The sequence below is a fragment of the Ruegeria sp. CDSC052 genome (assembly GCF_059610685.1).
Genome location: NZ_JBXWOB010000001.1, coordinates 673,582 through 686,598, shown reverse-complemented (window position 1 = coordinate 686,598; position 13,017 = coordinate 673,582). Strand labels below are relative to the sequence as shown.

Below are 13,017 nucleotides of genomic sequence, written 5' to 3'. Positions count from 1 at the left end.
GAAGCTCGTGACCCTGTCACGCCATCATCTCTTTGGTGGCGGTCAGGTTCAGGTCGGGATAGTCCCGCACGACCCGGTCGATGTCCCACTGCAGGCGAGTCAAATAGACGATGTCGCCGTCATGATCATGAGCGATGTGCTGCTTGTTGGCATTGACGAATTTCTCGACCTCAGCCTTTTCACCGCTGACCCAGCGGGCGGAGGTGAACTGAGACGCCTCGAACCGTACCGGCAGGCCGTATTCCATCTCAATCCGGCTGGCCAGAACCTCGAATTGCAGCGCGCCAACGACGCCGACGATAAAGCCTGATCCGATCGACGGTTTGAACACCTTGGCCGCGCCTTCCTCGGCGAATTGCATCAGGGCCTTTTCCAGATGCTTGGCTTTCATCGGATCGCCCGGGCGCACGGTCTGCAGCAGTTCCGGCGCAAAGGAGGGGATGCCGGTTACCCGGATCGCTTCGCCCTCGGTCAGCGTGTCGCCGATGCGCAGCTGGCCGTGGTTTGGGATGCCGATGATGTCTCCGGCCCAGGCCTCTTCGGCCAGTTCCCGGTCGGATGCAAGAAACAGCACAGGGTTCGAGATTGCCATCGGCTTTTTCGATCGAACATGGGTCAGCTTCATGCCGCGTTTGAAATGGCCCGAGGCCATGCGCACAAATGCCACCCGGTCGCGGTGCTTGGGGTCCATGTTTGCCTGAACCTTGAAGACAAATCCGGACACTTTCTTTTCTTCCGGTGCGATCTGGCGGGGTTCCGCGGACTGTACCTGTGGCTGTGGACCATAGGCGCCGATGCCTTCCATCAGTTCCTTGACGCCGAACGAGTTGATCGCCGAGCCGAACCAGATCGGGGTCATGTGGCCTTCCAATACCGCTTGGGGGTCAAGCGCGGGCAGCAATTCGCGTGCCATCTCAACCTCTTCCAGCAGCTTCTCAAGCAGGTGCTCGGGCACATGTTCAGCCAGCTTGGGGTCGTCCAACCCGTTGATCTGGATGCTTTCGGCCACTTTGTTACGGTCAGCGCGGTCCATCAGCTCCAGCCGGTCGCGCAGCATGTCGTAACAGCCGATAAAGTCGCGGCCGACTCCAATCGGCCAGGCAGCGGGCGTGACGTCGATGGCCAGCATTTCCTGAATTTCGTCGATGATCTCGAACGTATCGCGGCTTTCGCGGTCCATCTTGTTACAGAAGGTCAGGATCGGCAGGTCGCGCAGGCGGCAGACCTCAAACAGTTTCTGGGTCTGGCTTTCCACACCTTTCGCGCCGTCGATCACCATCACGGCCGCGTCCACTGCGGTCAGAGTGCGATAGGTATCTTCTGAGAAATCGCTGTGGCCGGGCGTGTCCACCAGATTGAACCGGAAGTTTCCATAGTCGAAGGACATGGCCGAGGCTGAGACCGAGATCCCGCGATCCTTCTCCATCTGCATGAAATCCGAACGTGTCCGCCGTGCCTCACCCTTGGCGCGTACCTGACCGGCCATCTGGATGGCGCCGCCATACAGCAGGAACTTTTCCGTCAGGGTCGTCTTGCCCGCATCCGGGTGCGAGATGATGGCAAATGTCCGGCGCCGGGCGATCTCGGGCGGCAAGGTGGGTTGGTTCGTGGGGGTATCAAGCATAGTCGCGCGTATAGGCGGGGAATTCTGCCGAAGCAAGACAAAGAGGCTGGTTCGAATCGTCTGCTTGTGGCAATAAGAACATATAGTGAACAAATAATGGAGAGGATCAATGAATTTGAAAGAAATCGCCGATGAGCTGGTGGCGGGATGCCGGGAAAACCGGGCCAAGGCCAATCTGGATAAGCTGTATGCGGCAGATGCCGTTTCGGTTGAGGCCGTCGATGCATCCGGTATGGGACGCGAGGCGCATGGGCGCGACGCGATCCGTGGCAAGCACGATTGGTGGGAGAGTTCGACCGAAGTGACGGGCGGAAACGTCAGTGACCCGATGGTGCATGGCGAAGACCGTTTTGCCGTGATCTTTGAGGTGCAGGGCAAGTTCAAGGAAAGCGGTGAGAGCTTCGATATGCGCGAAGTTGCGCTGTATCACGTCGCGGATGGCAAGATCGTCCGGGAAGAGTTCTTCTACTAACCCCTTGTCATCAATCTGTCTTCCCTGTCTGCTGGGTGAAAGACATGCGGATAATCACAGATGGGGAGGAACAGATGGATCTGGGAATAGGTGGAAAGCGCGCGCTGGTCTGTGCCAGCAGTAAAGGTTTGGGTCTGGGCTGCGCCGAGGCCCTGGCGGCGGCTGGTGTGAATCTGGTGATGAACGCGCGAGGGGCCGACGCGTTAGAGGCTGAAGCCGCGCGTTTGCGCTCGGAATTTGGTGTCGATGTGCAGAGTGTTGCGTGTGATGTGACCTCGGAAGAGGGGCAGGCACAAGTGATTGCCGCAGCACAGGGCGTTGATATCCTTGTGACAAATGCCGGTGGCCCACCTCCGGGCATGTGGTCGGATTGGCAGCGTGACGACTTCATCAAGGCATTGGACGCCAACATGCTGACCCCGATTGCCTTCATGAAGGCCTTGTTGCCCGGCATGATGGATAAGGGCTGGGGCCGGGTGGTCAACATCACCTCACAATCCGTACGCGCGCCGATCGCAGTGCTGGGCCTGTCGAACGCGGCGCGGACCGGGTTGACCGGCTATGTGGCCGGAACCTCGCGGCAGGTCGCGCCGCATGGGGTGACAATCAACAACCTGTTGCCGGGGATACATGCCACGGATCGGGCGGATTCCCTGGACGGAGGCGTGGCCGCGCAGCAGGGCATTTCCATTGATGAGGCGCGCGCGCAGCGTGAGGCAACTATCCCCACGCGCCGCTATGGCTCGCGGGAAGAATTCGGCGCAACTTGCGCGTTCCTGTGCTCGCAACATGCGGGCTTTATCGTCGGCCAGAACATCCTGTTGGATGGTGGCGCGACCAATCTGACGATGTGACCATGGCGCAAGGGTTTTCACTGAAGGATCAGTTGTTTAATGCAGAAAAGACCGGCTATCTGGCGGGGCTTTTTGCCGAGGCTGATCCAGGGTTCGATGCACAGGCGTTTCAAACGCAGGTGATGTCACGCCTTCTCGAGCTTGAGTTGAAAGAGCGGATGGCGTGGATCGCCGAATGCCTGCAGCAACAGGTTCCGGGTGAGCTGCCAACTGTCGCTCCGACCCTTTTACGGGCCTTGCCGCCGCCGCTGGATCCGAACAAAACGGATGACGATTTTGGCGATTTCATCTTTGCCCCGCTGGGAGAATGGGTCGTCAATGTCGGCCTTGATCACCCCGACCTCGCGCTGGACGTGCTGGCTGAACTGACGCAGAGGTTCTCGATGGAATGGGCCATTCGCCCCTTTCTAAATCGCCACCCCGAACACGTCATGGAGCGGCTGGAGGATTGGTGCGGACATGACAGCTATCACGTGCGGCGTCTGGTGTCCGAAGGAACCCGCCCGCGTTTGCCATGGGGGCAGGCGGTGGGGCTGGAATTGACCGATCCGCTGCCTCTGCTGGATCGGCTGCATCAGGACCAAACGCGCTATGTGACGCGGTCGGTGGCCAACCATCTGAACGACATCTCAAAGAAAGACCCGGATCTGGTTTTAGACCGCCTGCAGGACTGGTCTCGTATGCAGCGTCAGGAAGCGGACGAGCTGCGGTGGATGACCTCTCATACCCTGCGCGGTCTGGTTAAGGCCGGGCACCCACGCGCGATGAAGATGCTGGGATATGACCCTGATGCCGATATACAGGTCTCGGTCACGGTAAATGGGCAGGCAAAGATTGGCGGCGCGCTTGAGTTTGATGTTTCATTGGCTGGTGAGGCGAACCAACCCGTTTTGATTGATTATATCATCCATTTCCAAAGACCTGGCGGCAAAAAATCGGCCAAAGTACACAAGCTGAAACAGGCCGCGCTAAAGAATGGAAACCTGACCTTGAGCAAAAAGCACAAGCTCAAAGGCGATGCGACCACGTTCAGGCTTGTTCCCGGCGCACATCTTCTGGAGATTCAGGTGAATGGCCGGGTGCGCGCGGATCTGGATTTTGAGCTGCTGGGCTAGCTCAACCTTTCGTCAGATTGCTCGGCTTTTGATTGCACGGTGCGCGGTGCTGGGTTAGCTCAACATCAGTCAGATCAGGGGATGACAGCGATGAAGCATGAATCGGTGCAGAACTATTATGGCGAGGTCCTGCAAAGCAGCGCGGACCTGCAGACCAACGCGTGTTGTACGCCCGACGATATGCCGGATCATCTGAAAAAGATCCTCGCCAAGGTCCATGATGACGTGCTGACCCGCTATTACGGCTGCGGGCTGATCGCGCCGCTGGATCTGGAAGGGATGAGGATCCTTGATCTGGGCTGTGGTGCCGGTCGGGATGTATACGCCCTGTCTGCCATGGTGGGCGAGAAAGGGCGCGTGGTGGGCGTTGATATGACGCCCGAGCAGTTGGATATCGCCCGCGCGCATCAGGATTATCACGCCGAAACCTTTGGATATGCCCAAAGCAACGTGGAATTCCATCACGGCTACATCGAAAAGCTGGATGAACTGGACTTAAAGGCGGGGTCTTTCGATATCATCGTTTCGAACTGCGTGATCAACCTGGCCACCGATAAGGAGGCAGTTCTGTGCGGCGCGCACCGCCTGCTTAAGGACGGCGGAGAGATGTATTTCTCGGACGTTTATGCGGATCGTCGCGTACCGCAGGCAATGGCCGAGGATGAGGTTCTGTATGGCGAGTGTCTGTCCGGTGCGCTGTACTGGAATGACTTTCTGTCGATGTCTCGCAAAGCCGGTTTCGGCGACCCGCGTCGAGTCACGCACCGCCCCTTGACCATCGAAAACCCGGTTCTTGAGGACCGCGTGGCACCGCTCAAATTCCTGTCAGCCACCTATCGTCTGTTCAAGTTACCTGCGTTGGAACCCGCCTGCGAAGATTATGGTCAGGCCGTGATCTATAAGGGCACTGTGCCCAATGCCGCGCACATATTTGAGCTGGATGACCACCACGCAATCGCGACGGATAAGGTGTTTCCGGTGTGCGGCAACACATGGATGATGCTCAAAGACACGCGGTTTGCGCGGCACTTTGAGTTCATCGGTGATTTCTCAACCCATTTCGGCATCTTCGAAGGCTGCGGTGGTGAAAGCCCATTTGAGGTGACCGGGCAGGCCGAAACGGGCGGCTGCTGCTGATCCCTTGCACCCAAAGGGAGGGGTTGCTATCCCCGCCCAAGCCCGATTGATTTGATCGGGTAAGGCTACGGGGTTCATCGGTGACAGTAAACGCAACTCCTCCGCGTCTGGAAATTCGCAATCTGGTCGCCCGGTACGAAGGTCGGGTGGTGGTTGATGACGTCTCGCTGACCGTGCAAGCGGGGCAGGTGACATGCCTGTTGGGGCCGTCAGGGTGCGGCAAGTCGACGACGCTGCGGATGATTGCCGGTGTCGAGATGCAAGAGACAGGCCAGATCTATGTCGATGGCAAGCTGATCTGCGATACGGTGTTCCGTGTCCCGCCTGAGCGGCGCGAGATTGGCCTGATGTTTCAGGACTTTGCCCTGTTCCCGCATCTTAGCGTAGCTGACAATGTTGCCTTTGGCCTGAAGGGTAGCAAAGATGAAAAACGCGCACGCGTGGATGAGTTGCTGGCCAAAGTCGACCTGATGCGTTTCGCAGACAGCTTTCCACATCACTTGTCGGGCGGTGAGCAACAGCGGGTGGCTCTGGCGCGCGCATTGGCCCCACGCCCCCGGATCATGTTGATGGATGAGCCGTTTTCGGGGCTCGATAACCGGTTACGCGATGGAATTCGGGACGAAACTCTGGCGATCCTCAAGGAAGAGGACGCCGCTGTGCTGTTGGTTACCCATGAACCCGAAGAAGCAATGCGTATGGCCGATGAGATCGCCCTGATGCGCCGTGGCAGAATCGTTCAACAGGGTGCGCCTTACAACGTCTACACCCGTCCTGCGGACAAAGCTGCAGTTGCATTCTTTAGCGATATAAATGTGTTAGGCGCGCAAGTTAACGGAGCTTTGGCCGATACGCCATTTGGTCAGTTTCTTGCTCCGGGTGTGCCGGATGGAACGAATGTTGAGATTGTATTTCGGCCTCAGCACGTCCGTTTGGATTTTGATCGCAATGGCAAAGGTCCACTGCCGACACCGACGGACGGTGTAGCCGCGCGTGGTGTGGTCGAACGGGCGCGTTTTCTGGGCAACGAAAGCTTGATTGAATTCCGTATGGACTATGATGATTCAATCTTGAAAGCGACCGTTCCCAACGTGTTTGTCCCGCAAGCGGGGCGGGTCATGTGGCTGACCATTCGCCGCGATCGGTGCTTTGTATTCCCCAAATAGGGTCCAAAACTGCAGTTTAGGCGCAAGTGGTGCGTGAAAGCCTCAGATTGCACCTGCGGGTTGCTTGCCGCAGTGCGGGGCTGGGTCTATCAAGGAAAAAACGCTGCGGTGGATGGGGCATATGCGTATTCTTCTAACCAATGATGACGGTATCAATGCGCCGGGACTTATCGCACTCGAGGCGATTGCTGCCGATCTGGCCGGACCGGATGGTGAAGTCTGGGTCGTTGCGCCCGCTTTCGAGCAATCCGGCGTGGGGCATTGCATCAGCTACACGCACCCGATGATGGTTGCCAAGCTGGGAGAACGCCGTTTTGCTGCGGAAGGATCACCAGCTGATTGTGTCTTGGCCGGTTTGCACGATGTGATGAAGGACGCGCCACCCGACCTGATATTATCTGGTGTGAATCGTGGGAACAACTCGGCCGAGAATACGCTGTATTCTGGCACAGTCGGGGGCGCGATGGAGGCGGCCCTGCAGGGGGTTCCGGCTATTGCCCTGTCTCAATATTTCGGTCCGCGCAATTTGGGGCTGGATGACCCGTTCGAATCCGCGACCCGATTTGGTGCCGAGCTGGTTCGTAAGATACTGGGGGCGACGCCGGCAGAACAAGGCGATTACCGTTTGTTTTACAACGTCAATTTCCCCCCAGTGCCTGCGGATGAAGTACAGGGCACCCGGATCGCCCCTCAGGGTTATCGGCGTGACACACATTTCTCGGTCGAGCCGCACAGCTCACCTTCGGGGCGGCGGTTTCTGTGGATCAAGGGCGGGTATCAACACAACCCGACTGCACCTGGGACGGATGCTGCCGTCAATCTGGCAGGCTATATCTCGGTCACACCAATGCGTGCGGATCTGACGGCGCATGACGCGCTGGAAGCGTTAAAGTCGATCGAATGAGCGGACTGGACCCTGAAACAACCATGCAGTTCCTGTTTGCCCTGCGCTCGCGCGGGGTGACGGATGCACGCGTGCTGGCAGCAATGGAGCAGATAGATCGCGGCAGATTTGTCAAAGGCCTGTTTGCAGAACGCGCCTATGAGGATACGCCGCTGCCGATTGCGTGCGGCCAGACGATCAGCCAACCGTCTGTCGTTGGGCTGATGACGCAGGCGCTGGAAGTACGTCCGCGTGATACCGTGCTCGAGATCGGGACGGGATCGGGCTATCAGGCCGCGATCCTGTCGAAACTGGCACGCCGGGTATATACGGTCGAGCGTCATAAGCGACTTGTGCGCGAAACCGGCCAGTTGTTCCGTGATTTGGGGCTGACGAATGTGACGGCAATGTTGTCGGATGGTTCGTTTGGTTTGCCCGAGCAAGCCCCGTTTGATCGTATCATCGTGACTGCAGCTGCCGAGGACCCGCCCGGGCCGCTCTTGGCGCAGCTCAAAATCGGCGGTATCATGGTTTTGCCGGTGGGGCAGTCGGATACGGTCCAGACGTTGATCAGGGTCCGACGCACCGAATCCGGTTTGGACTATGACGAATTGTTGCCTGTCCGTTTTGTGCCCTTGTTAGAAGGGCTTGGGAAGGATGGAGCTTAAAGGAATATTCTGCAAAATGCGCCGGAACCCCGATGAACAGGGGCAGGTGTCGAGGACAATAAAATGAGAGCAGTTTCCAAATCAGCAATGCGCCGCTGTGCGTTAGGAGTGGCTAGCCTTGCAATCCTGGCTGGGTGCGAAAGGCCGCTGGACTATGATCTTCGCGGACAGGTAGGCGGTTTTTCCACCGCCGAAGCAGCACAGTCGGCGACGACCAACCGGCCCGCACCGGATGCCAGGGGTGTCATCACATATCCGACCTATCAAGTGGCGATTGCTCGCCGTGGCGACACTGTCAGAGACTTGGCCGCAAGGGTTGGTTTGCCTGAAGGAGAGCTGGCGCGTTTCAATGGTCTAATGCCTACCGATTCCTTGCGCGAGGGCGAAGTTGTGGCACTGCCCCAGACGGTCGGTTCCGCAAGCTCTGTCGATATTGCGACGATAGCTGGTACGGCAATCGACGAGGCCCCCGCAAATGGCTCGGTCCGTACATCAACGCTTGAGCCCGCAAAACCTGCGGCGGCACCGGCACCAACCGGTCCCGAACCGATCCGCCACAAGGTGAAACGTGGTGAAACGGCATTTACAATTTCACGCCTCTATGACGTTCCCGTTGAGGCGCTGTCAGACTGGAATGGATTGGATTCCGATTTTACCGTCCGCGAAGGCCAGTTCCTTCTGATCCCGGTGAAAAGCCAATCCGCACCGCGCAAAGCTGCTGTGCCTGCAACGAATGTGACTCAGCCCGGCCAGGGGTCTCCGACACCGACGCCGCCCAGTGCTACGCAGCCCTTGCCTGACGAAACCATTTCCCCGGCCACTCCGGCACCTGATGTGACCGCCGAGGCACCAACAAACCAAAGCAATTCGGCGCTTGGGCTTCCTGTGAACGGTACGATTATCCGCACCTATCAAAAGGGAAAGAACGAGGGGATCGACATCGCAGCAGCCGCAGGATCGCCTGTAATGGCGGCAGAGGCGGGAACTGTTGCGGCGATCACTGCTGATGCAGATCAGGTTCCGATCATCGTTGTTAAACACAACAGTGATCTGCTGACCGTCTATGCCAATGTGGCAGATATCACGGTCAAGAAAGGGGATCGCGTGCGACGAGGGCAGAAGATTGCCTCGCTGCGGAGCGGGGACAACGCCTATGTCCATTTCGAAGTGCGCAAAGGCTTCGAATCTGTAGATCCAGAGCCCTATCTGAAATGATAAGAATGGCCCCGTCAGGGCCATGCCGCTGGCAGGGATAATCCCAACCCGATGACGGCAGGGTTAAGCGTATGGGTCGTAATCGCTCAGACGCTTTCCCGGCTCGTCTGCAAAAATCTCGGGCAGGGGAAGGACAGTTTCGATCAGGTCAATTCTGAAGACCCGGAAACCATTGCGGAGTTCACACCAGGAAGTCAGCGTCCAGACTCGTCCCCAATACTCCATATGCAATGGCCGAATGGTGCGCTCGGTCAGCACGCCGTCGATCCTGCGGTAACTCAGACGTAATTTTTGTCGTGATTTGATGGCGGCGCGGATCGGGGCCATATGCGCCAGCCCGCGTGCGGCATCGGCAAAGGGGTATACCGCAAATTTCCAGCTGTCAGCCTCGGCAATCACCTGTGTCGGCAGCACGGCGTCGATCTTTTCAGCCAAAGACTCGGCGGCGGTTTTCAAGTCGGGGTCGGCGGCCTCGGCCACGATTGCCATGCCAAGGTTCAGCGCTTCCAGTTCGGCCGGGGTCAGATTCAGCGGGGGCAGGGTGATCTGCTCGCGCACCATATAGCCCACGCCGCGCTCCCCCTCGACCGGAACACCCGAGGTGGCCAGCGTATCCATGTCGCGATAGATCGTGCGGACCGACACCTCGAGTCGATCCGCGATGTCCTGCGCACGGTGCAGTTTGCCGTCGCGCAGGATCTGGATGATGTCGAACAGGCGATCAGTTCGGCGCATGACACGCCGTTCTGACCGGGGTTAGGCGGTCATGTTCCATAGCACGTTCTCGTGACGCATCTGCATGCCTTCGGGGTTGATCGCTGCGATCAGTGCGGGTGCAAAATCCTGTTGCGGAAACTGCGCAGCGGCGTCCTGAGCGGCCTTCATATCGGTCCAGATGACATAATCCGTCCAGCGGCCATCCTCACCCTGGCTTAGCTGACGATGGGCAAACCCCGGAGCTGCGCGTACAAAGGCTTCGGACGCTTGGCTGAGTTTTACGAACTCTTCCGGGGTTGTCCCGTTGGCGAGGGTGAAGGTGACGATTTCTGCAACATGGGTCATGTGAATCTCCGTTGACCAGGTTTCGATACCGCCTACCTAGCCCCTATCAACTGACACAAACCTGTCAGTTGATCAATCCGAGGCCGTAAAAAACATCGGATCGGATCGAATTTGAACGCAGATTTGAACCAACTCACTTTTGCAGGCGGGCCAGCGGGCGTAGACACGGACACAGATCACATTTCCGGCGTACGGCGCCGACGTTATAGGAGAAGAGAGATGCTCAACAATATTGGCCTTCCCGGCATTCTGCTGATCGCAGTTGTGGTTCTGGTGCTATTCGGCCGTGGCAAAATCAGCTCGTTGATGGGCGAAGTGGGCAAAGGCATTACGTCATTCAAGAAGGGCGTCAAAGAAGGCGCAGAGGAACTGGATCAGGACGCATCCGAGCTGGCCAAGGACGTCACGCCCGAGACCGACAAAGACAAGGTCTGATCCGGTATGTTTGATCTGGGCTGGACCGAGCTTCTGGTCATCGGCGTCGTTGCCCTGATCGTTGTGGGGCCAAAGGATCTGCCGGTTTTGTTCCGTAATGTCGGTCGTTTTGTCGGCAAGGCCCGTGGCATGGCGCGCGAATTCAGCAGTGCCATGAACGATGCGGCGGATCAGGCCGGTGTGAATGACATCAAAAAAGGTCTCAACGCGGCCACCAACCCTGTAGGCAGCGCCATGGATGGTGTGAAAGAGGCCGCGCAGGACCTGGCCAAAAGTATCGACCCCACCAAGTTCGACCCCGATAGCGAGACCGGTAAGCTGGCTGCCGAACGGGCCGAGCAGGCCAAGAAGATTCAGGCCTCGACCGCACGCGCTGCGGCCGAGCGGAAGGCGAAAGAAGCCGCCGACGCGATGGCCAAGGCTGAAGAGGCCGAAGCCGCGCTGAGAACCGAAGGCAAATCATGACCGACACAGACGAGATCGAAGACAGCTCGGCCCCATTGATCGAGCATCTGGCGGAACTGCGCACCCGGCTGATCCGCGCGGTCATTGCCTTTGTAATAGGCATTGTCCTGGCCTTTACGGTCGCGGAACCGATCCTGCAATTCCTGGTTCAACCAATCGAGGCAACGCTGCGCGATCTGGGCGATCCGTCTCCGACTTTGCAATATACCTCGCCACAGGAATATCTGTTTACGCTGTTCCGAATTTCGATGGTGTTTGGTTTTGCGCTGGCCTTCCCGGTGATCTCCTATCAACTCTGGCGCTTTGTGGCGCCCGGTCTGTACAGGTCTGAGAAGGGCGCTTTCCTGCCATTCCTGGTCGCCTCACCGTTCATGTTCCTGCTGGGGGCATCTTTTGCACAATTCGTGGTAACGCCGCTGGCCATGCAGTTCTTTTTGGGCTTTGCGGATGTCAGTTCGATTTTTGCCAATCTGTTGTCGGCGACTACCGGAGATGTTCCGGAAGAGATCGTGGTTGTGCCCGAAACCACCGAGGGCGTGAAGATCACGTTCTTCGGCAAGGTGAATGAATCGCTGGATATCACGCTGAAATTCATCCTTGCCTTTGGTCTGTGTTTCCAACTGCCTGTGCTGCTGACCTTGATGGGTAAGGCCGGACTTGTCAGCGCCGAAGGTTTGGGCAGTGTCCGAAAATACGCCATGGTGGGCATTCTGGTGCTGGCCGCCCTTGTGACACCGCCAGACGTGATCACTCAGATCATCCTGTTTGTCGTGGTCTATGGCCTCTATGAGGTGTCGATTTTCCTTGTCGCCCGAGTTGAGAGAAAGCGCGAGGCCGAGCTGCGCGCAGAAGGCTACTATGACGACGAAGAAGAGGCGGATGCCGATATCATCCACGAAGAAGACGGCAAATAAAGCTGCGATCAAGCTATGAACAGGCGCGCCCAGCCCGGCGCGCCTTTTTCATGCGCCGCTCTTGTCGCGCCGGGCGGAACATGGTTTGAGACCCTGCAGACACGACCGGAGGCCCCAATGGATACACAAGCCCTGAACCGTATCGCCGACGCGCTGGATCGCATGGCTCCGGCGCCTCTGGCCGCGCCCGATTTTGCCGCAGCTCCGGCTTTTGTCTGGCATGTCGAACCCGACCGTCTGGAACCGGTTAAGCAGGTCAATCGGGTCGATTTGGATCTCTTGGTGGGTATCAACCGGTCTCGCGATACACTATTGGACAATACACGCCGCTTTGCCGCTGGATTTAAGGCCAACAATGCGCTGCTCTGGGGCGCGCGCGGTATGGGCAAATCCAGCCTTGTCAAAGCGGTCCACGGCACCCTGCAGAACGAACATCCCGATCTGAAACTGGTTGAGCTGCAGCGCGAGGATATGGGCTCGGTCGCGCGTCTGCTGAACCATCTACGCGCCGCGCCGCATCGGTTCATCCTGTACTGTGATGACCTGTCCTTCAGCCACGATGATCAGCACTACAAATCGCTCAAGGCAGTGCTGGACGGTGGCATCGAAGGTCGCCCGGAAAATGTGGTGTTCTACGCCACCTCAAACCGCCGCCACCTGATGCCGCGGGATATGATCGAAAATGAACGTTCCAGCGCCATCAACCCGTCTGAGGCCGTAGAAGAGAAGGTCTCACTGTCGGACCGGTTCGGGCTATGGCTGGGTTTCCATCCTTGCGATCAGGACGAATACCTTGCCATGATCGACCGCTATTGTGCTGCTTACGGCGTCTCGGTCGACGCAGACACCCTGCGCGCCGAAGCGATCGAATGGCAGGCCACACGTGGCGCGCGCTCGGGCCGTGTGGCATGGCAATTCTTCGTCGATCTGGCCGGAAGAAACGGTGTTCACATCGCGTAATCCGCCGGCTTCATCTGGCTAAAAATACCTCCGCCGGAGGCATGGCC

Annotated in this window: 15 protein-coding genes; 12 read left to right on the top strand and 3 right to left on the bottom strand. The window is 58.1% G+C overall.

Features of this window, described 5'->3' with window-relative positions; genetic code table 11:
- Positions 1 to 16: 16 nt before the first annotated feature.
- Positions 17 to 1,624, bottom strand: a complete 1,608-nt coding sequence (locus tag AC2FIM_RS03430; protein WP_496707935.1) for a peptide chain release factor 3 — start codon at positions 1,622 to 1,624, stop codon at positions 17 to 19.
- Between the two features lie 109 nt (positions 1,625 to 1,733).
- On the opposite strand from AC2FIM_RS03430, the gene AC2FIM_RS03425 reads away from it, so the two are divergent.
- The 8 genes from AC2FIM_RS03425 to AC2FIM_RS03390 all read left to right on the top strand — a co-directional run bounded on the left by AC2FIM_RS03425 (position 1,734) and on the right by AC2FIM_RS03390 (position 9,134).
- Positions 1,734 to 2,096 carry a nuclear transport factor 2 family protein gene (locus tag AC2FIM_RS03425; protein ID WP_142633450.1) on the top strand — a complete coding sequence of 121 codons (363 nt, stop codon included), beginning with the start codon at positions 1,734 to 1,736 and terminating at the stop codon, positions 2,094 to 2,096.
- Positions 2,097 to 2,170: 74 nt separating this feature from the next.
- The gene (locus tag AC2FIM_RS03420; protein WP_496707947.1) at positions 2,171 to 2,950 is read left to right on the top strand and encodes an SDR family oxidoreductase; all 780 of its coding nucleotides are present in this window, start codon (positions 2,171 to 2,173) and stop codon (positions 2,948 to 2,950) included.
- A gap of 2 nt (positions 2,951 to 2,952) precedes the next feature.
- The gene (locus AC2FIM_RS03415) at positions 2,953 to 4,065 is read left to right on the top strand and encodes a DNA alkylation repair protein (RefSeq protein WP_496707948.1); all 1,113 of its coding nucleotides are present in this window, start codon (positions 2,953 to 2,955) and stop codon (positions 4,063 to 4,065) included.
- Between the two features lie 90 nt (positions 4,066 to 4,155).
- Positions 4,156 to 5,202 carry a methyltransferase domain-containing protein gene (locus AC2FIM_RS03410; RefSeq protein WP_496675907.1) on the top strand — a complete coding sequence of 349 codons (1,047 nt, stop codon included), beginning with the start codon at positions 4,156 to 4,158 and terminating at the stop codon, positions 5,200 to 5,202.
- Between the two features lie 80 nt (positions 5,203 to 5,282).
- Complete coding sequence (locus AC2FIM_RS03405) at positions 5,283 to 6,368, top strand: ABC transporter ATP-binding protein (RefSeq protein WP_185956606.1); 1,086 nt, start codon at positions 5,283 to 5,285, stop codon at positions 6,366 to 6,368.
- Positions 6,369 to 6,489: 121 nt separating this feature from the next.
- Positions 6,490 to 7,272, top strand: coding sequence for a 5'/3'-nucleotidase SurE (surE, locus tag AC2FIM_RS03400; RefSeq protein ID WP_282021908.1), 783 nt, complete (start codon positions 6,490 to 6,492; stop codon positions 7,270 to 7,272).
- A complete protein-coding gene (locus tag AC2FIM_RS03395) occupies positions 7,269 to 7,919 on the top strand; it encodes a protein-L-isoaspartate(D-aspartate) O-methyltransferase (RefSeq protein WP_142633458.1) in 651 nt (216 codons plus the stop codon). Before surE ends, AC2FIM_RS03395 begins: the two co-directional genes overlap by 4 nt.
- A 63-nt stretch (positions 7,920 to 7,982) precedes the next feature.
- Positions 7,983 to 9,134, top strand: coding sequence for a peptidoglycan DD-metalloendopeptidase family protein (locus tag AC2FIM_RS03390; protein ID WP_282021909.1), 1,152 nt, complete (start codon positions 7,983 to 7,985; stop codon positions 9,132 to 9,134).
- 63 nt (positions 9,135 to 9,197) lie between these two features.
- On the opposite strand, the gene AC2FIM_RS03385 is transcribed toward AC2FIM_RS03390, so the two are convergent.
- Together AC2FIM_RS03385 and AC2FIM_RS03380 are read right to left on the bottom strand one after the other, a co-directional pair.
- Positions 9,198 to 9,869 carry a helix-turn-helix transcriptional regulator gene (locus AC2FIM_RS03385; RefSeq protein WP_496731758.1) on the bottom strand — a complete coding sequence of 224 codons (672 nt, stop codon included), beginning with the start codon at positions 9,867 to 9,869 and terminating at the stop codon, positions 9,198 to 9,200.
- A gap of 21 nt (positions 9,870 to 9,890) precedes the next feature.
- Positions 9,891 to 10,196: a hypothetical protein gene (locus AC2FIM_RS03380; protein ID WP_271947388.1), complete on the bottom strand. Its 306-nt coding sequence runs from the start codon at positions 10,194 to 10,196 to the stop codon at positions 9,891 to 9,893.
- 219 nt (positions 10,197 to 10,415) lie between these two features.
- Here AC2FIM_RS03380 and AC2FIM_RS03375 point away from each other — a divergent pair, with 219 nt between their 5' ends.
- The 4 genes from AC2FIM_RS03375 to AC2FIM_RS03360 all read left to right on the top strand — a co-directional run bounded on the left by AC2FIM_RS03375 (position 10,416) and on the right by AC2FIM_RS03360 (position 12,970).
- A complete protein-coding gene (locus AC2FIM_RS03375; protein WP_142633467.1) occupies positions 10,416 to 10,631 on the top strand; it encodes a twin-arginine translocase TatA/TatE family subunit in 216 nt (71 codons plus the stop codon).
- A gap of 6 nt (positions 10,632 to 10,637) precedes the next feature.
- Positions 10,638 to 11,096, top strand: coding sequence for a Sec-independent protein translocase protein TatB (gene tatB, locus AC2FIM_RS03370; protein WP_496731756.1), 459 nt, complete (start codon positions 10,638 to 10,640; stop codon positions 11,094 to 11,096).
- Entirely contained in the window at positions 11,093 to 12,010 is a 918-nt protein-coding gene (tatC, locus tag AC2FIM_RS03365) for a twin-arginine translocase subunit TatC (RefSeq protein ID WP_142633471.1), read from the top strand. The genes tatB and tatC overlap by 4 nt, the downstream gene beginning before the upstream one ends.
- Positions 12,011 to 12,127: 117 nt before the next feature.
- A complete protein-coding gene (locus AC2FIM_RS03360; RefSeq protein WP_496731754.1) occupies positions 12,128 to 12,970 on the top strand; it encodes an ATP-binding protein in 843 nt (280 codons plus the stop codon).
- Positions 12,971 to 13,017 lie beyond the last annotated feature (47 nt).

Excerpts from the sequence above, each read along its gene's own strand:
- AC2FIM_RS03430 (WP_496707935.1), bottom strand. The coding sequence starts at position 1,624 with ATGCTTGATACCCCCACGAACCAACCCACCTTGCCGCCCGAGATCGCC.
- AC2FIM_RS03425 (WP_142633450.1), top strand. The coding sequence starts at position 1,734 with ATGAATTTGAAAGAAATCGCCGATGAGCTGGTGGCGGGATGCCGGGAA.
- AC2FIM_RS03420 (WP_496707947.1), top strand. The coding sequence starts at position 2,171 with ATGGATCTGGGAATAGGTGGAAAGCGCGCGCTGGTCTGTGCCAGCAGT.
- AC2FIM_RS03415 (WP_496707948.1), top strand. The coding sequence starts at position 2,953 with ATGGCGCAAGGGTTTTCACTGAAGGATCAGTTGTTTAATGCAGAAAAG.
- AC2FIM_RS03410 (WP_496675907.1), top strand. The coding sequence starts at position 4,156 with ATGAAGCATGAATCGGTGCAGAACTATTATGGCGAGGTCCTGCAAAGC.
- surE (WP_282021908.1), top strand. The coding sequence starts at position 6,490 with ATGCGTATTCTTCTAACCAATGATGACGGTATCAATGCGCCGGGACTT.
- AC2FIM_RS03395 (WP_142633458.1), top strand. The coding sequence starts at position 7,269 with ATGAGCGGACTGGACCCTGAAACAACCATGCAGTTCCTGTTTGCCCTG.
- AC2FIM_RS03390 (WP_282021909.1), top strand. The coding sequence starts at position 7,983 with ATGAGAGCAGTTTCCAAATCAGCAATGCGCCGCTGTGCGTTAGGAGTG.
- AC2FIM_RS03385 (WP_496731758.1), bottom strand. The coding sequence starts at position 9,869 with ATGCGCCGAACTGATCGCCTGTTCGACATCATCCAGATCCTGCGCGAC.
- AC2FIM_RS03380 (WP_271947388.1), bottom strand. The coding sequence starts at position 10,196 with ATGACCCATGTTGCAGAAATCGTCACCTTCACCCTCGCCAACGGGACA.
- AC2FIM_RS03375 (WP_142633467.1), top strand. The coding sequence starts at position 10,416 with ATGCTCAACAATATTGGCCTTCCCGGCATTCTGCTGATCGCAGTTGTG.
- tatB (WP_496731756.1), top strand. The coding sequence starts at position 10,638 with ATGTTTGATCTGGGCTGGACCGAGCTTCTGGTCATCGGCGTCGTTGCC.
- tatC (WP_142633471.1), top strand. The coding sequence starts at position 11,093 with ATGACCGACACAGACGAGATCGAAGACAGCTCGGCCCCATTGATCGAG.
- AC2FIM_RS03360 (WP_496731754.1), top strand. The coding sequence starts at position 12,128 with ATGGATACACAAGCCCTGAACCGTATCGCCGACGCGCTGGATCGCATG.